Annotated in this window: 13 protein-coding genes; 10 read left to right on the top strand and 3 right to left on the bottom strand. The window is 66.6% G+C overall.

The features are described from left to right. Nucleotides 1-2: 2 nt before the first annotated feature. Entirely contained in the window at nucleotides 3-764 is a 762-nt protein-coding gene (locus tag IG171_RS11895; RefSeq protein WP_212127656.1) for a CPBP family intramembrane glutamic endopeptidase, read from the top strand. Nucleotides 765-975: 211 nt separating this feature from the next. Then, nucleotides 976-3,501 carry a PhoX family phosphatase gene (locus IG171_RS11890; RefSeq protein WP_212127655.1) on the top strand — a complete coding sequence of 842 codons (2,526 nt, stop codon included), beginning with the start codon at nucleotides 976-978 and terminating at the stop codon, nucleotides 3,499-3,501. A gap of 89 nt (nucleotides 3,502-3,590) precedes the next feature. On the opposite strand, the gene IG171_RS11885 is transcribed toward IG171_RS11890, so the two are convergent. After that, the gene (locus tag IG171_RS11885) at nucleotides 3,591-4,232 is read right to left on the bottom strand and encodes a VOC family protein (RefSeq protein WP_212127654.1); all 642 of its coding nucleotides are present in this window, start codon (nucleotides 4,230-4,232) and stop codon (nucleotides 3,591-3,593) included. Nucleotides 4,233-4,376: 144 nt separating this feature from the next. Continuing rightward, nucleotides 4,377-4,865 carry an inorganic diphosphatase gene (locus IG171_RS11880; protein ID WP_212127653.1) on the bottom strand — a complete coding sequence of 163 codons (489 nt, stop codon included), beginning with the start codon at nucleotides 4,863-4,865 and terminating at the stop codon, nucleotides 4,377-4,379. A 106-nt stretch (nucleotides 4,866-4,971) separates the two neighbouring features. On the opposite strand from IG171_RS11880, the gene dacB reads away from it, so the two are divergent. From dacB to IG171_RS11860, 4 genes are all read left to right on the top strand, one after another. Next, nucleotides 4,972-6,510, top strand: a complete 1,539-nt coding sequence (gene dacB / locus IG171_RS11875; RefSeq protein WP_249203664.1) for a D-alanyl-D-alanine carboxypeptidase/D-alanyl-D-alanine-endopeptidase — start codon at nucleotides 4,972-4,974, stop codon at nucleotides 6,508-6,510. Continuing rightward, nucleotides 6,495-7,523: a zinc-dependent metalloprotease gene (locus tag IG171_RS11870; protein WP_249203663.1), complete on the top strand. Its 1,029-nt coding sequence runs from the start codon at nucleotides 6,495-6,497 to the stop codon at nucleotides 7,521-7,523. Before dacB ends, IG171_RS11870 begins: the two co-directional genes overlap by 16 nt. Further along, nucleotides 7,516-8,577 carry a tRNA lysidine(34) synthetase TilS gene (tilS, locus tag IG171_RS11865; protein ID WP_212127651.1) on the top strand — a complete coding sequence of 354 codons (1,062 nt, stop codon included), beginning with the start codon at nucleotides 7,516-7,518 and terminating at the stop codon, nucleotides 8,575-8,577. The genes IG171_RS11870 and tilS overlap by 8 nt, the downstream gene beginning before the upstream one ends. A 251-nt stretch (nucleotides 8,578-8,828) precedes the next feature. Next, nucleotides 8,829-10,292, top strand: coding sequence for an endonuclease/exonuclease/phosphatase family protein (locus IG171_RS11860; protein WP_212127650.1), 1,464 nt, complete (start codon nucleotides 8,829-8,831; stop codon nucleotides 10,290-10,292). A gap of 3 nt (nucleotides 10,293-10,295) precedes the next feature. Here the strand turns inward: IG171_RS11860 and IG171_RS11855 are convergent, their stop codons facing one another. Next, nucleotides 10,296-11,585 (bottom strand): amidohydrolase family protein, encoded by a 1,290-nt coding sequence (locus IG171_RS11855; RefSeq protein WP_212127649.1) that lies wholly within the window; start codon nucleotides 11,583-11,585, stop codon nucleotides 10,296-10,298. A gap of 128 nt (nucleotides 11,586-11,713) precedes the next feature. Here IG171_RS11855 and IG171_RS11850 point away from each other — a divergent pair, with 128 nt between their 5' ends. The 4 genes from IG171_RS11850 (at nucleotide 11,714) to folE (ending at nucleotide 16,542) form a co-directional block, all read left to right on the top strand. Beyond that, nucleotides 11,714-12,985 carry an MFS transporter gene (locus tag IG171_RS11850; RefSeq protein WP_212127648.1) on the top strand — a complete coding sequence of 424 codons (1,272 nt, stop codon included), beginning with the start codon at nucleotides 11,714-11,716 and terminating at the stop codon, nucleotides 12,983-12,985. Between the two features lie 46 nt (nucleotides 12,986-13,031). Then, the gene (hpt, locus tag IG171_RS11845; RefSeq protein WP_212127647.1) at nucleotides 13,032-13,583 is read left to right on the top strand and encodes a hypoxanthine phosphoribosyltransferase; all 552 of its coding nucleotides are present in this window, start codon (nucleotides 13,032-13,034) and stop codon (nucleotides 13,581-13,583) included. 173 nt (nucleotides 13,584-13,756) lie between these two features. Continuing rightward, a complete protein-coding gene (gene ftsH / locus IG171_RS11840; RefSeq protein ID WP_212127646.1) occupies nucleotides 13,757-15,919 on the top strand; it encodes an ATP-dependent zinc metalloprotease FtsH in 2,163 nt (720 codons plus the stop codon). Then, nucleotides 15,919-16,542 carry a GTP cyclohydrolase I FolE gene (gene folE, locus IG171_RS11835; RefSeq protein ID WP_212127645.1) on the top strand — a complete coding sequence of 208 codons (624 nt, stop codon included), beginning with the start codon at nucleotides 15,919-15,921 and terminating at the stop codon, nucleotides 16,540-16,542. The genes ftsH and folE overlap by 1 nt, the downstream gene beginning before the upstream one ends. Nucleotides 16,543-16,559 lie beyond the last annotated feature (17 nt).

Below are 16,559 nucleotides of genomic sequence, written 5' to 3'. Positions count from 1 at the left end.
CCATGACGACCGAGCTCGAACCACAGGAGAGAAAGCGCCTGTGGTTCGAGCTCGGCCTCATTGCGGCCCTGTCGCTGGGCCAGTCGGCCGTCTATGCAATCGTGCGCCTGGCCGATATCGCCACCCGTGGGCCGATCAGCGACGCCCAGGCGAAGCTCAATACCTCGATCTCACCCCGGCCGGGTTTCGACCTCATCTACCAGCTTCTCGACATCGGCTTCACCCTCGTTCCCGTCGCCCTCGCGATCTACCTGCTCAGCCGAGACCGGCCGGCGCAGCCGCTGTCGACCCGACTCGGAGTCGACGGGCACCGAGGGCGCGACCTCGGCCACGGTGTCCTCATCTTCCTCATCATCGGCATCGGCACCCTCGGGGTGTACGCGGGCGGCAGGGCACTGGGGATCACGGCCGAGATCCAGCCGTCCAACCTCGGCGATCATTGGTGGACGATTCCCGTCCTGCTGCTCTCGGCCGCGAAGAACGGGATCGTCGAAGAGGTCATCATCTTCGGTTTCGGGTGGCTGCGACTGCGGCGGCTGGGGTTCGGGCCCTGGCCTATCATCATCTCCCTGGCTCTCTTCCGCGCCAGCTACCACCTCTATCAGGGCATCGGCCCGTTCATCGGCAACGTCGCCATGGGCATCATCTTCGGCTGGTATTTCCTGCGCAAGGGCAGACTCATGCCGCTGGTGTGGGCGCATGTCATCATCGACGCCGTCGGATTCCTCGCCCCGGGAGTGCTCGCCCTCGTCGACTTCGGCTGAGGCCAGGAGCCCCAGGCTGAGACCAGGACCCGAAGCCGGGACAGGCGAATGGGACACTCACTCGACCTGCTGGGTTCACCGGCAGTTCACCGACGGGTAGTTCCAGGGCCGCTTGCCGGTGACAGTCTCGACCGGGTGAGCCCTCCCGGTTCCGCCCTCTGTGCCGGGCGGGCCCCGGACTGGGAAGATACCCGATACAAGGAGAGAATCTATGCGAACCTTTCTGCCGATGGCCGACCATGTGCGTGGCAAGCGCAGCCCCGTCACATGCGCACTGAAGTGCGACAACGCCTGCCTCAAGGCCACCTGCAACACATCGGCGAATGGGTATTTCCGCGATATCGTCAATGCGAAGCTCAGCCGTCGCGCGGTTCTCGGTGCCTCTGCTGCCGGTGCCTTGGCCATCGCAGTGACCACCGCACCGAGTCCGACCGCACGCTCTGCCGCCGCAGCCACCGCAGGCAGTCTGGCCTTCACCGCCATCGACCCGGTCCAGCATGAGGTCGACGAATTCGTCGTCCCCGAAGGCTACTCCTGGCATCCGATCGTCCGCTGGGGAGACCCCTTGTTCCCCGACTCTCCGAAATTTGACCCGGAGAATCAGAGCCCAGAGGCGCAGCGCCGCCAGTTCGGCTACAACAACGACTTCCTGTCCATCCAGATCGACCCCGATGACTCCAACCGGGCCGTGCTCTTCGCCAACCAGGAATACACGAACGACGCCATCATGTACCCCGAGGACATGGACGGAGCCGATCAGCGGGCGATCAGCCGTGAAGCCCACGGACTGACCGTTGCCGAACTCATCCGCACGGACGAGAAGTCGACGTGGACGATCGATGTCAACGGAAAGAAGAACCGCCGGTTCCTCATCGACACCGAATACGAGTTCACCGGTCCCGCCGCCGGCTCCGACCTGCTGCGGACGAAGGACTACCCGCAGGGCGACAAGGCGCAGGGCACACTGGGCAACTGCGCGGGTGGACTCACCCCGTGGGGCACTCTGGTGTCCGGTGAGGAGAACTTCAACTCGTACTTCAAGGCGCAGGGCACCTCGGCGGCCGATAAGCGCTACGGTCTCGACAGCGAAGACTCGGCCAACGGGTGGGAAGCCGATGTCGACCGATTCGATACGAACAACCCGGGCTACGCGAACGAAGCGAATCGCTTCGGCTGGATCGTCGAAGTCGACCCCTGGGACCCGAACTCCACCCCTCATAAGCACACGAACATGGGCCGCTTCAAACACGAAGGGGCGAACATCACGATCTCCGATTCGGGCCACACCGTGGCCTATATGGGAGACGATGAGAAGTTCGACTACCTCTACAAGTTCGTCTCGAAGGACACCTACGTCGAGGGCGACCGCGAACACAACAAGACGCTGCTGACCGACGGCGACCTCTACGTCGCGAAGTTCACCGGCAACTCACCGAAGTCCGAGATCGACGGCAGCGGTGAGGTGCCCGCCGACGGCGAGTTCGACGGCAGCGGACAGTGGCTTCCGCTGGTCAAGGACGGCAAGTCGCAGGTGTCCGGATTCTCCGTCGAAGAGGTCCTTGTCAACACCCGACTGGCCGCCGACAAGGTCGGACCGACGAAGATGGACCGCTGCGAAGACGTCGAACCGAACCCGGTCAACGGCCGCATCTACGTAGCGTGCACAAACAACTCCGACCGCGGCACCGACGGGAAGGCCGCCGCAGATGAGGCCAATCCGCGCACGGAGAACCGCGACGGGCACATCGTCGAGATCACCGAGCGTTCCGGCGATCATACGGGCACCGAATTCGACTGGACGCTGCTGTTGGTCTGCGGAGACCCGAAGCAGGGCGATGCCACCTACTTCTCCGGCTTCCCCGCCGATCAGGTCTCACCGATCTCCTGCCCGGACAATGTGGCCTTCGATACCGCCGGAAACCTGTGGATCTCCACCGACGGTGCTCCCGACGGCATCGGCTACTGCGACGGGCTGTTCAAGGTCACGATCGACGGTGACCAGCGCGGTCGGGTCGAACAGTTCCTGTCCGTGCCTCGCGAAGCCGAGGTCTGCGGACCACTCGTCCACGACGAGTATGAGTCAGCTTTCGTTGCGGTCCAGCACCCAGGTGAGGACGGCTCCTATGCCGATCAGCACTCGCAGTTCCCCGACTATGTCGACGCGACCGATGTCGATAAGGGAGTGGCCGCGATGCCGCGGCCCACGGTCGTGCAGGTCATCAAGGGCGACGGCGGATCGGCACCGGATCCGACTGAACCGCCGAAGGACCAGGACTCCGACGCCGACGGCACAGATGAAGGGGCCAAGGACTCGGATGAGAACGGCAGCTCAGATGGTGCCGGAACGGGTGAGGACACCGATGCCAAGGGCGACAGCACCGGAACGGACGCCGACAGCTCCGGATCGACTGCCGGGTCGCAGGACGGTGCGAAGGATGCCGCGGCAGCTGGTGCGGCCGCGAGCGCCGGAAGCGACGGCGGCTCAGGTTCAGGCAGCTCCGGCGGATCCGGCTCGGGCGGCGGTTCTTCGAACGGCGGCTCCGGCTCAGGAGGCTCCGGGTCGGACGGCGGTGAACTGCCGTGGACCGGCACTGACAGCACTCTGCCGCTGCTCGGCGGCGGAGCAGGTCTCCTCGCCGCCGGCGGTGCGATGGCGACGGCCGCTCATCTGCGTCGGAAGAAAGCAGACGGGACGGAAAGCGAGCAGGGATCGCCGTTGGAGACTCAGGGCGACTGATGACTCCACGACCATAAGCTGAAGAAGGACAGAGGCGACACTGCCTCTGGCCTTCTTCGACTCCGCAGAGTACGCGGACGCTGAGGGGCTCAGATGGTGACGGGGCCGTTCTGCGTGTTGAAGCTCACCGACATGATGCCCGGCGTCCCGTGGGGTGCGGACCAGTCGATGTTGATCTCCGAGATCGGCTTGGCATCCTGAGTGCCCAGCCAATCGCGCAGACGATCGCGGTCCCCGGCGATCTGCAGGGTGTCGATGGCGACGTCTTCATTCGTCTTGTACGTCGAAGGATGCTGCGAGGAATCGGCGGACCACTTGATGAAGAACGGCAGCTGGGGGTCGGCGATGAGCCCCTTGACGCCGATCTGCAGCCACCTGAGTTCCAAACCGGACTCCGGTGTGCGGTTTCCATCGACGGCCTTGCGTTCGAGGCGGGTCTCGACGGCAGTGAGATCGTCGACCGAGACGCACCAGCCCATCCAGCCGCCGCCGAGCTCGGAACGAGCCCGGACTGCCTGGCCGAAGGGTGTCGAGAGAGCGGCCGGATGCTCCAAGGCTTCCACGACTTCGAGGTAGTGGCCGTTCGCTAGGGGGAAGATGAGATTTCTGGTGCCGAATCGAGGATGCACACCGCCGTCGTAGGGAACCACTCCCAGCTTGTCCGAGATCCGCTCGGCCGTCGCCTGGTAGCCGTCAGGTTCACTGGCGTATGACACATGATCGAGTTTCATGTCTCGACAATCGCATAACCTGGCTCACACTTCCGCTTAGGCTCACCTAATGAATCGTGACGGAAATCACGGTCAGGGAACCGAAAGACCGCCCGGACAGGATCGTCCGGGCGGTCGAGGATCAGATGAAGAGCGGGAAGCTGGTCAGTGGCCCTCTGCCTTGAAGCGTTCGATGGAGGCGCTGATCTCGGCCTCCGCGACATCGCGGTCTGCCCAACTCGAACCATTCACGTACTTGCCGGGTTCGAGGTCCTTGTAGCGGCTGAAGAAGTGCTCGATCGAGTCGAGCGTGAACTTGTTGACGTCCGCGATGCCCTGGACGTCGTCCCAGCGGGGGTCTCCGGCGGGTACGGCGAGCACCTTGTCGTCACCGCCGGCCTCGTCATCCATCTTGAACATGCCGATGGGGCGGATGTCGATGAGCACACCGGGGAACAGCGGCTCGGGAAGGAGCACGAGCACGTCGAGCGGGTCACCGTCGTTTCCGAGGGTGTGCTCGATGAAGCCGTAATCGGCGGGGTACTGCATCGAGGTGTAGAGGTAGCGATCGAGCTTGACTCGGCCGGTCTCATGATCGACCTCGTACTTGTTGCGAGACCCGCGCGGGATCTCGATCGTGGCCAACAGTTCCATAGTGCTCCTTCACGTTAGGGGTGCGTAACTAGAATAGATGGTACAAGTCCCCGTCACCGTCCACCGACGACGACCGCACCCCGGTCGTCGAGGAATGAGAGCGCGTTTGAACGACAGCCCCGATGAGTCGGCGACACCGAACCCGCCGGAGTCCGGATCCGAGCGCTCAGATCGGACCGCGGCGAAGCGACGTCGCCGAAGGAGGATCGGTGGCGGCATCACCGCCGGAGCCCTGGCCCTCGTCCTCGCCGGCTATGCGGTCGTCGACGCCTATGACCTCGTGCCCGAACTCCCCGGATTCCTCACCACGGATCCGCCGATCGAGGTCGAGGCCGTGCCGACCCCGCAGGCCCGGGGCACAGAGGTGCCCGCGCCCTCCTCGGCGGTGGATGACTCCGCTCCTGTGCCGACGAAGATCCCGGAGAAGATCGACGCCATCCTCAAGGAATCCGACGTCAAGGGCTTCGGCCTCGAAGTCCGCGACGGTCTGAGCGATGATGTCCTCTACGCCAAGAGCGAAACGAAACCGCGCACGCCCGCCTCGGTGACGAAGGTGCTCACCGCGGCCGCGGCGCTGAAGTCCATCGGCGGGCAGCAGCGGCTGGCGACGACGACGAGCTTCGATCCGCAGACGAAGACCGTGACCCTGAACGGGGGAGGGGACGTGCTGCTTTCGTCCGGCGACTCCGATCCCGGCTCGGTCAACGGCCACGGCGGGCTGCGCACCCTGGCCGAGGACACCGCCCAGGCACTCGAGGACGACAACGTCACCGAGGTGAGTCTGGCCCTGGACACGAGCCGGTACACCGGTGAGGACTTCGACTCCGGCTGGGAGAGATCCGATATCGCCAAGGGCGTGATCACCCCGATCCAGCCGCTGATGGTCGACACCGGCTACATCGGATCGAAGGACGAGCAGTGGCGGGCTCGCAGCGAGCACCCCGCCGCCGATGCGCTCACCGCGTTCGAGAAGGAGCTGAAGAAGACCGGAATCACCGTCACAAGGGCGGAGGACGACGAGGCCGCCTCTTCCGGGGACTCCGCCGACGGCACCGCAACCGACGGCGCCTCGACCGACAACACCGAGGAGGTCGCGCGAGTGGAATCGGCGACGATCTCCGAGATCGTCGAGTACGCGCTGGTGCACAGCGACAATGTCGTCGCTGAGATGCTCGGCAACGAGGTCGCGATCGCCCAGGGGGAGGACGGCAGCCTCGAGAACGGGCCTCGGGCGGTGCTCTCGGTCCTCGAGGACTCGATCGATCTCGGCCGCACCGAACTCGTCGACACCTCGGGACTGTCCTATGACAATCGGATCGCCCCGCACGACCTCACAACCGTCCTCCAGGCCTCCGTCGACGCCGATGACTCGCTCGCCGGCCTCATCAGCCACTTCCCGGTCGGCGGCCTGACGGGTACCTTGACGGAAAGGTTCGTCGAGGAGCGCAACGCCACGGGAGTGGTGCATGCGAAGACCGGAACACTGTCGACCGTGACCTCCCTGGCCGGAGGCGTGCTCGACGCGGAGGGACGCTACCTCGTGTTCTCCATTCAGATCGACGACGTGGACAAGGACAAGATATTGGAAGCCAGGAAGACCGTGGACGACATCGTCACCGCACTCGCGAATTGCGGCTGCCGATGATCGTCGATGAGAGATTCGCCGCCCGCACCGCCCGTGAGCTCGTCTCCGCCGCGAAGGTCCCCGACCTCGGCGAGCTCGAAGCGCTCGTGGCCGGGATGAAGGACAATGCCCTGACCGCGCAGGACCTCGTGCTCGATTCCTTCCTGCTCGCACCCGCCCACGCCGATGACGTGCGGACCCGCCTGGCCGCCGGGACCGTGCTCGTGCTCGACCAGGTCGGCTGGGTCAAGGCCAACGCCCAGTCCGTCAACGGCATGGTCGACGAGGCGGCCCTGCCGGCACCCGTGACACCGGCCACCGCCAAGGGCGCCGCGGTCGAGGTCGCCGGGGTGCTGTCGCTGCTGTCGACCCGGGTGCTCGGCCAGTTCGACCCCTTCGCCGAGGAGGCCGGGCGTCTGATGTTCGTGGCTCCGGCGGTGCTCATCGCCGAGGAGGCCATGAACGTCGACGCGCGCGATTTCCGCATGTGGGTGGCCCTCCACGAAGCCACCCACCAGGTGCAGTTCGCCACCGCGCCGTGGCTGCGCGAGCACATGCGCTCACTGCTCTCGGGCGTCGTATCCACCCGCGTCAGAATGCCCGGGGTCGGTGGCATCGTCGATCTCTTCGCCACGGTCGGGCGCATCCTCAAGGGCGAGGCCAGCCTCGTCGACCTCATCCGCGACGAGGAGATGCGGGCGGCACTGGACGAGGCGACCGCGATCCTGTCCCTGCTCGAAGGACATGCCGATGTCGTCATGGACGAGGTCGGCGCCGGGGTGATCCCGAGCGTGCGCCGGCTGCGCAGGAAGTTCGAGGCCCGCCGGGACGCCGGTCAGGGCGGCTTCCTGTCGAACCTGCTGGGGATGGACCTCAAACTCGCCCAGTATCGTGACGGAGCGAAGTTCGTCCGCGCCGTCCGCCGCAAGGTCGGGCAGAAGGGCTTCTCCCGCGTCTACGACGAACCGGCCAACCTGCCGAGCACCGCAGAGATCCACGAACCCGAGCTCTGGCTCGATCGCGTCCATGGTTGACCACACCCCGCCGAGGCGGCGCCCGACCCTCGACCCCGCCAGCGCAGCCGTCCGCAGGGCCGTGAGGGACTGCCTCGCCGCCGCACCCGAATCCCCTGCCGGTGCCGCGGGCGGGGCGAACGCCGCGGGCGGGGCGCCGGACTCCGCCGTGCCCGGGCTGATCGTCGCCGTGTCCGGGGGAGCGGATTCGATGGCGCTGCTCCACGCCTGCGCCTTCCTCCACCGTCGCGGTGAGATCCGGGCCAGGGCCGTCTCCGTCGACCACGGACTGCAGGCGGAGACCGCCGAGGTGGCCCACCGAGTCGCCGCCACCGCCGACTCCTGGGGCATGCCCGCCGAGGTCGTCCCCGTCGACATCAGCGAATCCGACGAGGGGCTCGAAGCCGCGGCCCGAAATGCCCGCTACACCGCCCTCGAGACCGCGCGGACGAGGGCGGGAGCCGACTGGATCCTGACCGCCCACACCCGCAGCGACCAGGCCGAGACCGTTCTGCTCGGCCTCATGCGCGGTTCGGGCACCCGGTCCCTGGCCGGTATGAGCATGCGCACCGGCAGGCTGCTGCGGCCCCTGCTCGGCCTCGACCGGGAGCAGACCGAGGCGGCCTGTCGGGCACAGGACATCGAGGTCTGGCACGATCCGATGAACGACGACACCGCCTACGCCCGGGTGCGCACGCGCCGACTGCTCGCCGGCCTCGAGACCGAACTCGGTCAGCCGGTCGCGGCGAATCTCGCTCGCACCGCTGATCTGTGTCGGGCCGATGCCGACTTCCTCGACGCCCGCGCCGGGCAGGTCAGCGCTCACCTCCGGGGGCTCGCCTCAGTGCCGGTCGACGATTTCGCCGAGCTCGAGGACGCGATCCTGAGCAGGGTGCTGCGCGACTGGGTGCTCTCCCTCGGTGTGCCCGCACAGAATCTGGGCGCGCCCAGAGTCGCCGAACTCGCCGGTCTTATCCGCAGTCGCAGTCGCGGTCGGCTGTCGCTGCCGGGCGACACCGAGGTCGTCATCGGCCGCGACCGGGTGGTGTTCCAGGCGGCCGCCAAGGCCCGCTGACTACACGCCGCCTTCGGCTGTGACGAGAACGAAGAACAGTTGGACGGCAAGGCGGCCTGCGAATGAACAGACGGCGGATGTCAGGTCCCGGAAGCTGAGATGCATGTCCGGAAACGACGGCGAGCACTATGGTGTCCCTGGTCAGCCCCTTACTACCAGAAAGGTTCGTCTTGTCCCTGAGGTCTGTTTCGTCCCGACGAAGCTCACTGCTCTGTGCTGGAACAGCACTGGCTCTGGCATTCGGAGACGCCGTGAGCCCCCTTCCTGCCGCGGCGCAACCGTCCTCGGAGTCGATCGACGAATTCACTGTGCTGCAGCTGAATATCTGGCATCAGGGCACGCAGGTCCCCGAGGGCATCGATCGCGTCGCGGACGTCATCGAGGAGACCGGAGCCGACGTCATCATGCTCTCCGAGGCCGGTTTGGCAGCGAAGTCGGTCAGCCGGGAACTCAATCGCCGGGGCCTCGAGACGTCCAGCAAGGCCACCGTCGACGCGGGAGTCGTCTCCCGCTTCCCGATCACGGACTCCTCCTCGGCAGACGGATTCGCCAGAGCCGTCCTCGACCTCGGAGGGCAGGAAGTTGCGGTGTACTCCGGGCATCTCGAGTACCGCTATTACGCTAACTACCTGCCTCGAGGCTACGGCGGAGGGACCCCTCCACCGCTTCCGACGAGCGAGTACCGCTGGGACGAGATCCCGTCCGGGCCGATCACCGACACCGACGTGATCTCCGAGATCAACCGCGAGTCCGGTCGCAGCGAAGCCGTGGCACGAACGGTCGAGGCCGCCGAGGACGACCGCAGTCAGGGCCGCTCGGTGCTCATCGGAGGCGACTTCAACGAGCCCTCACACCTCGACTGGACCGAGCGCGCCAAGGAACAGCACGACCATCACGGCGTCGTCATGCCCTGGGATTCGACGCTGGAGCTGGAGAAGGGCGGATACCGTGACGCTTACCGGCACGTCCACCCCGATGAGATCACCCATCCCGGAGTGACATGGCCGGCGGGAAACACAGCCTTCCCCACCTCGGAGCTGAGCTGGACTCCGAAAGCGGACGAACGCGATCGGATCGACTTCGTCTTCGACTCCGCCGACGACGCCCTCGAGGCCACCGCGGCGAAGATCGTGGGCCCGCGCACCTCGGTCGTCCGCGATGAGTTCGTCGAAGAGGATGCTCAGGACGAGTTCTTCACGCCCGAGGCCGCGTGGCCGAGCGACCACAAAGGCAACCTCATCACCTACAGTGTCGACAACGATGACGAGGAGCCGGCTGCAGACGTCGACGGGGACGCCGCAGCCGAGGGATCCGAGGCCGACACGGACTCGGCGGGGGATTCCGAGTCCGGCACGGCTGCCGACAGCGACGCGGGTGCCGCCGAATCGGACACCGACGCTTCGGGGCCCGACGGTGACACGGGCACGGGTTCGGCTGACGGCGCAGACGACGAGTCCTCCGGCGACGCGGGCGCCGCCGATTCGCCGGACTCCGACGCGGCCACCTCGACGGGTGCCTCAGCGGGGACGAATGGAACTGACGACTCCGGCGGCGCGTCTGAAGCCGAAGACTCCTCTGACGCTGACGGTTCGGAGGCTGCCAGCCCGGTGGGAGACCTCCCCCGGACCGGCATCGGGCTGGCCGGCCTCGGTGCGGGCGCGGTGCTCATCGGGCTGGGTGCGCTCGCCCTTGCGATCGGCCGCCGTCGGGGATGACCCTCAGCTCAGACGGACGCCTCCGAGCAGCTGCCCGCCGGAGGCGATGAGCTCACCGGATCTGAACACGTCCCGGTCGCTCGGGCAGTCCATGATCGCCGAGGTGACCGTATCGGCCTCGAGCAGGACGAAATCGGCCGGGGCGCCGACGGCCAGACCGAAGCGGGCGTCCTCGGTCAGTGCCGAACCGTCCGGACGGGCGCCCGCCATGATCTGCGCACCTCCGCGGGAGGCGATGTCGAGGCAGCCTTCGATGTCCTCGTCGCGGCGGAACCCGTTCGTGAACGCCAGCTGCCAGGTGCGCCGCAGCAGATCACCGTCGCCGTAGGGGCTCCAGTAGTCGCGCTGACCGTCCTCGCCGAGCCCGAGGGCCAGCCGACGTTCGGCGATCGGCGCCTGCGGCAGCACTGCCTTGGCCGGAGCGATGGTGGTCAGGCCGATGCCCGCCTCATCGAGGAGGTCGAGGACCCGGTGGACCTCGGCGTCGGGGTTCGAACTCAGGGCGAAGGCGTGCGAGACCGTCACCTGACCGGACATCGACAGAGCCTTCGTGCGCTTGACGATCTCCTCGAGGGAGAAGACCCCGGCGGTGCCGGTCTCGTGCAGATGGATGTCGACGCCCTTGCCGTGCTTCTCGGCCAGATCGAACACGACATCGAGGTGCGAGACCGGGTCCCGGTCGTAGAGCAGCGGGTCGAGGCCGCCGACGAGATCGGCCCCTTCGCTCAGCGCCGCGTCGAGCAGCTGCCGCACGCCCTCCTCGCGCACGATGCCCGCCTGCGGGAACGCCACGATCTGGAAGTCGAGGACATCGGCATGGGCCCTCAGGGCCTCCTCGACGCCGTGGAACCGCTCCAGCCCGCAGTCGGAGTCGACCTGAGCATGCGAGCGGATGCGGGTCCCGCCCGAGGCGATGATCGTCCCGATCGCATAGGCGGCCTGAGCGGCGACGCCGCGCTCACCGTGCCGCCAGTTCTCCCGATCGTCCATGATCAGGCCGTGCAGGGTGCCGTCGGCGGTGTGGGGACGGAAGGTCTGGCCCATCCGATTCGAGTCCAAGTGCGCGTGGACATCGCCGAGGCTGGGCAGCATGATCCGCCCTGCCCCATCGATGACTCCCTCCCCGTTCGCCGTGCCATCGTTCCCGGCAGGATCCGTCACCGTGCCTGAGGCGGGGGAGACTCTGCCCGAGGCGGGGGAGATGGCGGAGAAGCGTCCCTCGGAGATCTCGACATCGACTGCCCGGGCATCCGGGGTGCGCGGGAAGAGGCGCACATTCCTCACGATCGTCATGGGTCCAGACTACGAACTCTCAACGGTATACCATTGGAGGCTGTGTCCGCCTGTCGCCGTCCCACGCGAGCGCACAGTCGGCCCGGACCGGGCACCTGGAGACGACCGCCGTCTGAAAGGATGTGCCCATGACGACTTCGCCTGAGCTCGGGTTCCGCCGCTCCCGGGGCCTCGATGCATTGGCTCTGGCCAGCCTCGTCCTCATCGCCGCCTCGCTCCGCCCGGCCGCCTCCTCGCTCGGACCCGTGCTGTCCGAGGTCACGGCCGGATTCTCCCTCGAGGAGTGGCAGACCGGTCTGCTCACGGCCCTTCCCGGCCTCGTGTTCGCGATCTGCGGCATCATCGCCGTGCCCGTGCTCAGGAGACTCGGCCTCTTCTCCACCCTGGCGCTGAGCTGCGCGTTCATCATCGCCGGCATCGGACTGCGGGCGATCGTCACCGGCTGGGTGGCCTTCGCGCTGCTGACCGTCCTCGCCCTGGCCGGGATGTCGATCGGCAACGTCATCCTGCCCGTCTACGTCAAGACCCGCTTCCCGGACCGGCCGACGCTCGGAGCCACGACCTTCACGGTCTCCCTCGGTCTGGGATCGATGCTGCCGGCCCTGCTCACCGCGCCGCTGGCCGGGCAGCTCGGCGGCTGGCGGTTCGGGCTCGGATTCTGGCTCGTGCTGCCCCTGTCGGCCGTCATCACCTGGACGGTTCTGCGCCTGGCCCGATCCGTGCCCGAACCCGGGCGATCGCAGACCCGGTCGGATGGGCAGCAGAAGGACCAGCCGCCTCGGCGATCGGTGCTGGCCTCACCGAAGGCGCGGTACATGGCGATGTTCTTCGGGCTCCAATCGGCCAATGCCTACGTCCAGTTCGGGTGGCTGCCCCAGATCTACCGGGACGCAGGTCTCGACCCTGTCCTCGCCGGCATCATGCTCACGATCGTCACCTTCGGGGGACTGCCTGGCGGGTTCCTGGCTCCGCAGATCATCGTCCGGGGCATCGCCCCACGCGCCTTCCTCGTCTCCTTCGGCGTCAGCGCCGTCCTCGGCTACCTGGGTCTGCTGTTCGCCCCGGCCACCACGCCGGTGGTGTGGGCGATCCTGCTCGGATACGGCGGGTTCGCCTTCCCCTCCGCGCTCGCCCTCATCACCTCCCGAACCAGGGAGGTCTCGGTCACGGCGGCCACCTCGGCATTCGTGCAGTCCTCCGGCTATGTTCTCGCCGCCGTCGGACCCCTGGCCGTCGGTGGTCTGCTCGGCTGGAGCGGGGGCTGGGCGGTGCCGCTGTGGTTCATGATCGCCATCTCCGTGCTCATGGGGATCACCGGATGGCTCTCGGCCGGTCCGGGCAGTGTCGACGAGGAGGTCGTCCTGGGAGCCGGGCGCAGTGGCACCGGCGAGGGAACGTGACCCATAATGGAAGCTCCAGGACCCCATCTGAGGAGAAACGACACCCGTGGACATCAACGATCTCGGCAATGACATCGAAAAGGTACTCGTCTCGGAAGAGCAGATAGCCGCACGACTCGTTGAATTGGCAACCGCCATCGATGAAGACTACAAGGGCAAAGACGTTCTCCTCGTCGGCGTCCTCAAGGGTGCCGTGATGGTCATGGCCGATCTCGCCCGGGCCCTGCACTCGCCGGTGACGATGGACTGGATGGCCGTGTCCTCCTACGGGTCCGGAACCAAGTCCTCCGGCGTCGTGCGCATCCTCAAGGACCTCGACACCGATCTGACCGATCGCCACGTGCTCATCGTCGAAGACATCATCGACTCCGGTCTGACCCTGTCCTGGCTGGTCCAGAACCTGCGCACTCGGGGTGCGGCCACCGTCGAGATCTGCACCATGCTGCGCAAGCCCGAAGCCGTCAAGGTCGACATCGACGTCAAGTACGTCGGCTTCGACGTGCCCAACGAGTTCGTCATCGGCTACGGACTCGACTATGCGGAGAAGTACCGCAATGTGCCCTTCGTCGCGACCTTGGCCCAGCACGTCTACAGCTGAAGACCGACGACGATTACGCCGGCGGCGAACCGAGCACCGGCCCGAGGCCTGTGACGGAATAGATCCCGGCGCATTCGGGCTATGACGGTGCGAAGTACTAGGCTGTGGGGGATGTTCCCAGGCAGCCTCGGTAGCCTGAAGCGGTTGCCCACATCTTTTTCCTGAGAGGACTTATGGCCGAGTCGGACAAACGTCGCCCGCTGTTCAACAAGGCGACGAAGGGCCCGTTGGTCTGGATCGTCATGGCACTGCTCGTGGTGTCCATCGGCGCTCTGCTCTTCAGCCAGACCGGATTCAGCCAGATCGACACCGAACAGGGCCTGCAGCTGCTCGACGACGACAAGGTCGAACAGGCCAAGATCGTCGACAAGGATCAGCGCGTCGACCTCACCCTCAAGGACGACTACAAGGTCGATGGCAAGGACTTCGGCAAGAAGGTCCAGTTCTTCTACGTCGAACAGCGCGGTGACCAGGTCATCAAGGCCGTCGACTCCGCCGCGCCGGACAAGGGCTTCACCGACGAGGTGCCCAAGCAGAGCTGGCTGATGTCCCTGCTGGGCACCCTTATCCCGTTCGTCATCATCTTCGTCGTCTTCTGGTTCCTCATCTCCCAGATGTCGGGCGGGAAGATGATGAACTTCGGCAAATCGAAGGCCAAGCTCGTCAACAAGGAGAACCCGGACGTCACCTTCAAAGACGTCGCCGGAGTCGACGAGGCACTCGAAGAGCTCGAGGAGATCAAGGAATTCCTCGCCGAACCCGAGAAGTTCAAGGCCGTGGGCGCGAAGATCCCCAAGGGCGTGCTCCTCTACGGCCAGCCCGGCACAGGTAAGACCCTCCTGGCCAAGGCCGTCGCCGGGGAGGCCGGAGTGCCCTTCTACTCGATCTCCGGTTCCGACTTCGTCGAAATGTACGTCGGCGTCGGCGCCTCGCGCGTGCGCGACCTGTTCGAGCAGGCGAAGTCCAACGCCCCGTGCATCATCTTCATCGACGAGATCGACGCCGTCGGCCGGCAGCGCGGCGCCGGCATGGGCGGCGGACACGACGAACGTGAGCAGACGCTCAACCAGCTGCTCGTCGAGATGGACGGCTTCGACGTCAAGACCAACGTCATCCTCATCGCCGCGACCAACCGACCCGATGTCCTCGACCCGGCCCTGCTGCGTCCTGGCCGCTTCGACCGACAGATCCCCGTCGAAGCTCCGGATATGAAGGGCCGTCGGCACATCCTCGAGGTCCATGCCGCCGACAAGCCGCTGGCCGACGAAGTCGACCTCTCCCAGATCGCCAAGCGCACCCCCGGGTTCTCCGGCGCGGATCTGGCCAACGTGCTCAACGAGGCGGCTCTGCTCACCGCCCGCGAGAACGCGAAGGTCATCGACAACCGGATCCTGGACGAAGCGATCGACCGCGTCATTGCCGGTCCGCAGAAGCGGACCCGGCTGATGAACGACAAGGAGCGCCTCGTCACCGCCTACCACGAGGGAGGACATGCTCTCGTGGCCGCGGCGATGAACCAGACCGACCCGGTCACGAAGGTCACCATCCTCCCGCGCGGTCGCGCCCTGGGCTACACCATGGTGCTGCCCAGCGAGGACAAGTACTCGACGACCCGCAACGAACTGCTCGACCAGCTCGCCTACGCCATGGGCGGACGGGTGGCCGAGGAGATCGTCTTCCACGATCCGACGACCGGAGCCAGCAACGACATCGAGAAGGCGACGAACATCGCCCGCAAGATGGTCACCCAGTACGGGATGAGCGAGCAGCTGGGCATGGTCAAGATCGGTGACGACCAGTCCGAGCCCTTCGCCGGACGCGGCTACGGCGGCGGTGACGAATACGGGGACTCGACCCTGTCCTCGATCGACCGCGAGGTCCGCGGGCTCATCGACTCCGCCCATGCCGACGCCTACTGGGCACTGACGCACAACCGCGATGTGCTCGACAACCTCGCCTACCAGCTCCTCGAACGGGAAACGCTCGACCAGGCGGCCCTCGCGGCGATCTTCGCCGATGTCACCAAACGCCCGGTCCGTGAGGTCTGGCTCGCCCATGACGACCGTCCCGTGTCCGAACGCGGCCCCATCACCCCGCCCACCTCGCAGAGCGACCGGAACACCGGGGAGGGCTCCGGCGGCGCCGAGGTCGACACCACCGACCTCCCGGGTGCCGGACCCTCGGGGGTGAGCGGACCGAATGTGCCGCACAACCCGCCGGGACCGCAGAACCCGAACGATCCCGGTGCCTCGGGGCCCGGCGGACCCAGCACCATGGGCGATGGGGGCGGACAGAACACGAACGGATTGGACGACGAAAGAGGGAACGACATCTGATGGCCGATATCGAAGAGGTCTCCGCCGGTCTCGGCCCCGCCCCCGCAGGGCGTGAGAACAAGGTCGACCACGACCGCATCGCCGCCGCCGTGCGCGAGATCCTCATCGCCGTGGGGGAGGACCCCGACCGAGAGGGACTCGTCGAGACCCCCAACCGGGTCGCACGAGCCTATGAAGAGGTCTTCGCCGGACTCCACCGCGATCCGGCAGAGGTCCTCGACGTGACCTTCGACATCAGCCACGAAGAACTCGTGCTCGTGCGCGACATCGACCTGTACTCGACGTGCGAACACCATCTGGTGCCCTTCCACGGCGTCGCCCACATCGGCTACATCCCGAGCCGCCAGGGCAAGGTCACCGGTCTGTCGAAACTCGCGCGGCTCGTCGAGATCTACGCGCGCCGCCCCCAGGTCCAGGAGCGCCTGACCTCGCAGATCGCCGACGCGATCGTCGAGCATCTCGACCCCCAGGGAGTCATCGTCGTCGTCGAGGCCGAACACCTGTGCATGACCATGCGCGGGGTCCGCAAGCCCGGGGCCTCGACGATCACCTCGGCCGTGCGCGGTCAGCTGCGCGAAAGCGCCTCCCGCGCCGAGGCGATGAGCCTGATCCTCGGGCGGTGAGTGCCAGTGACCGACAG

The sequence above is a fragment of the Brevibacterium sp. SMBL_HHYL_HB1 genome, from assembly GCF_018208375.1.
Classification (GTDB): Bacteria; Actinomycetota; Actinomycetes; order Actinomycetales; family Brevibacteriaceae; genus Brevibacterium; species Brevibacterium intestinavium.
This window is presented reverse-complemented; position numbering and strand designations above follow the sequence as displayed.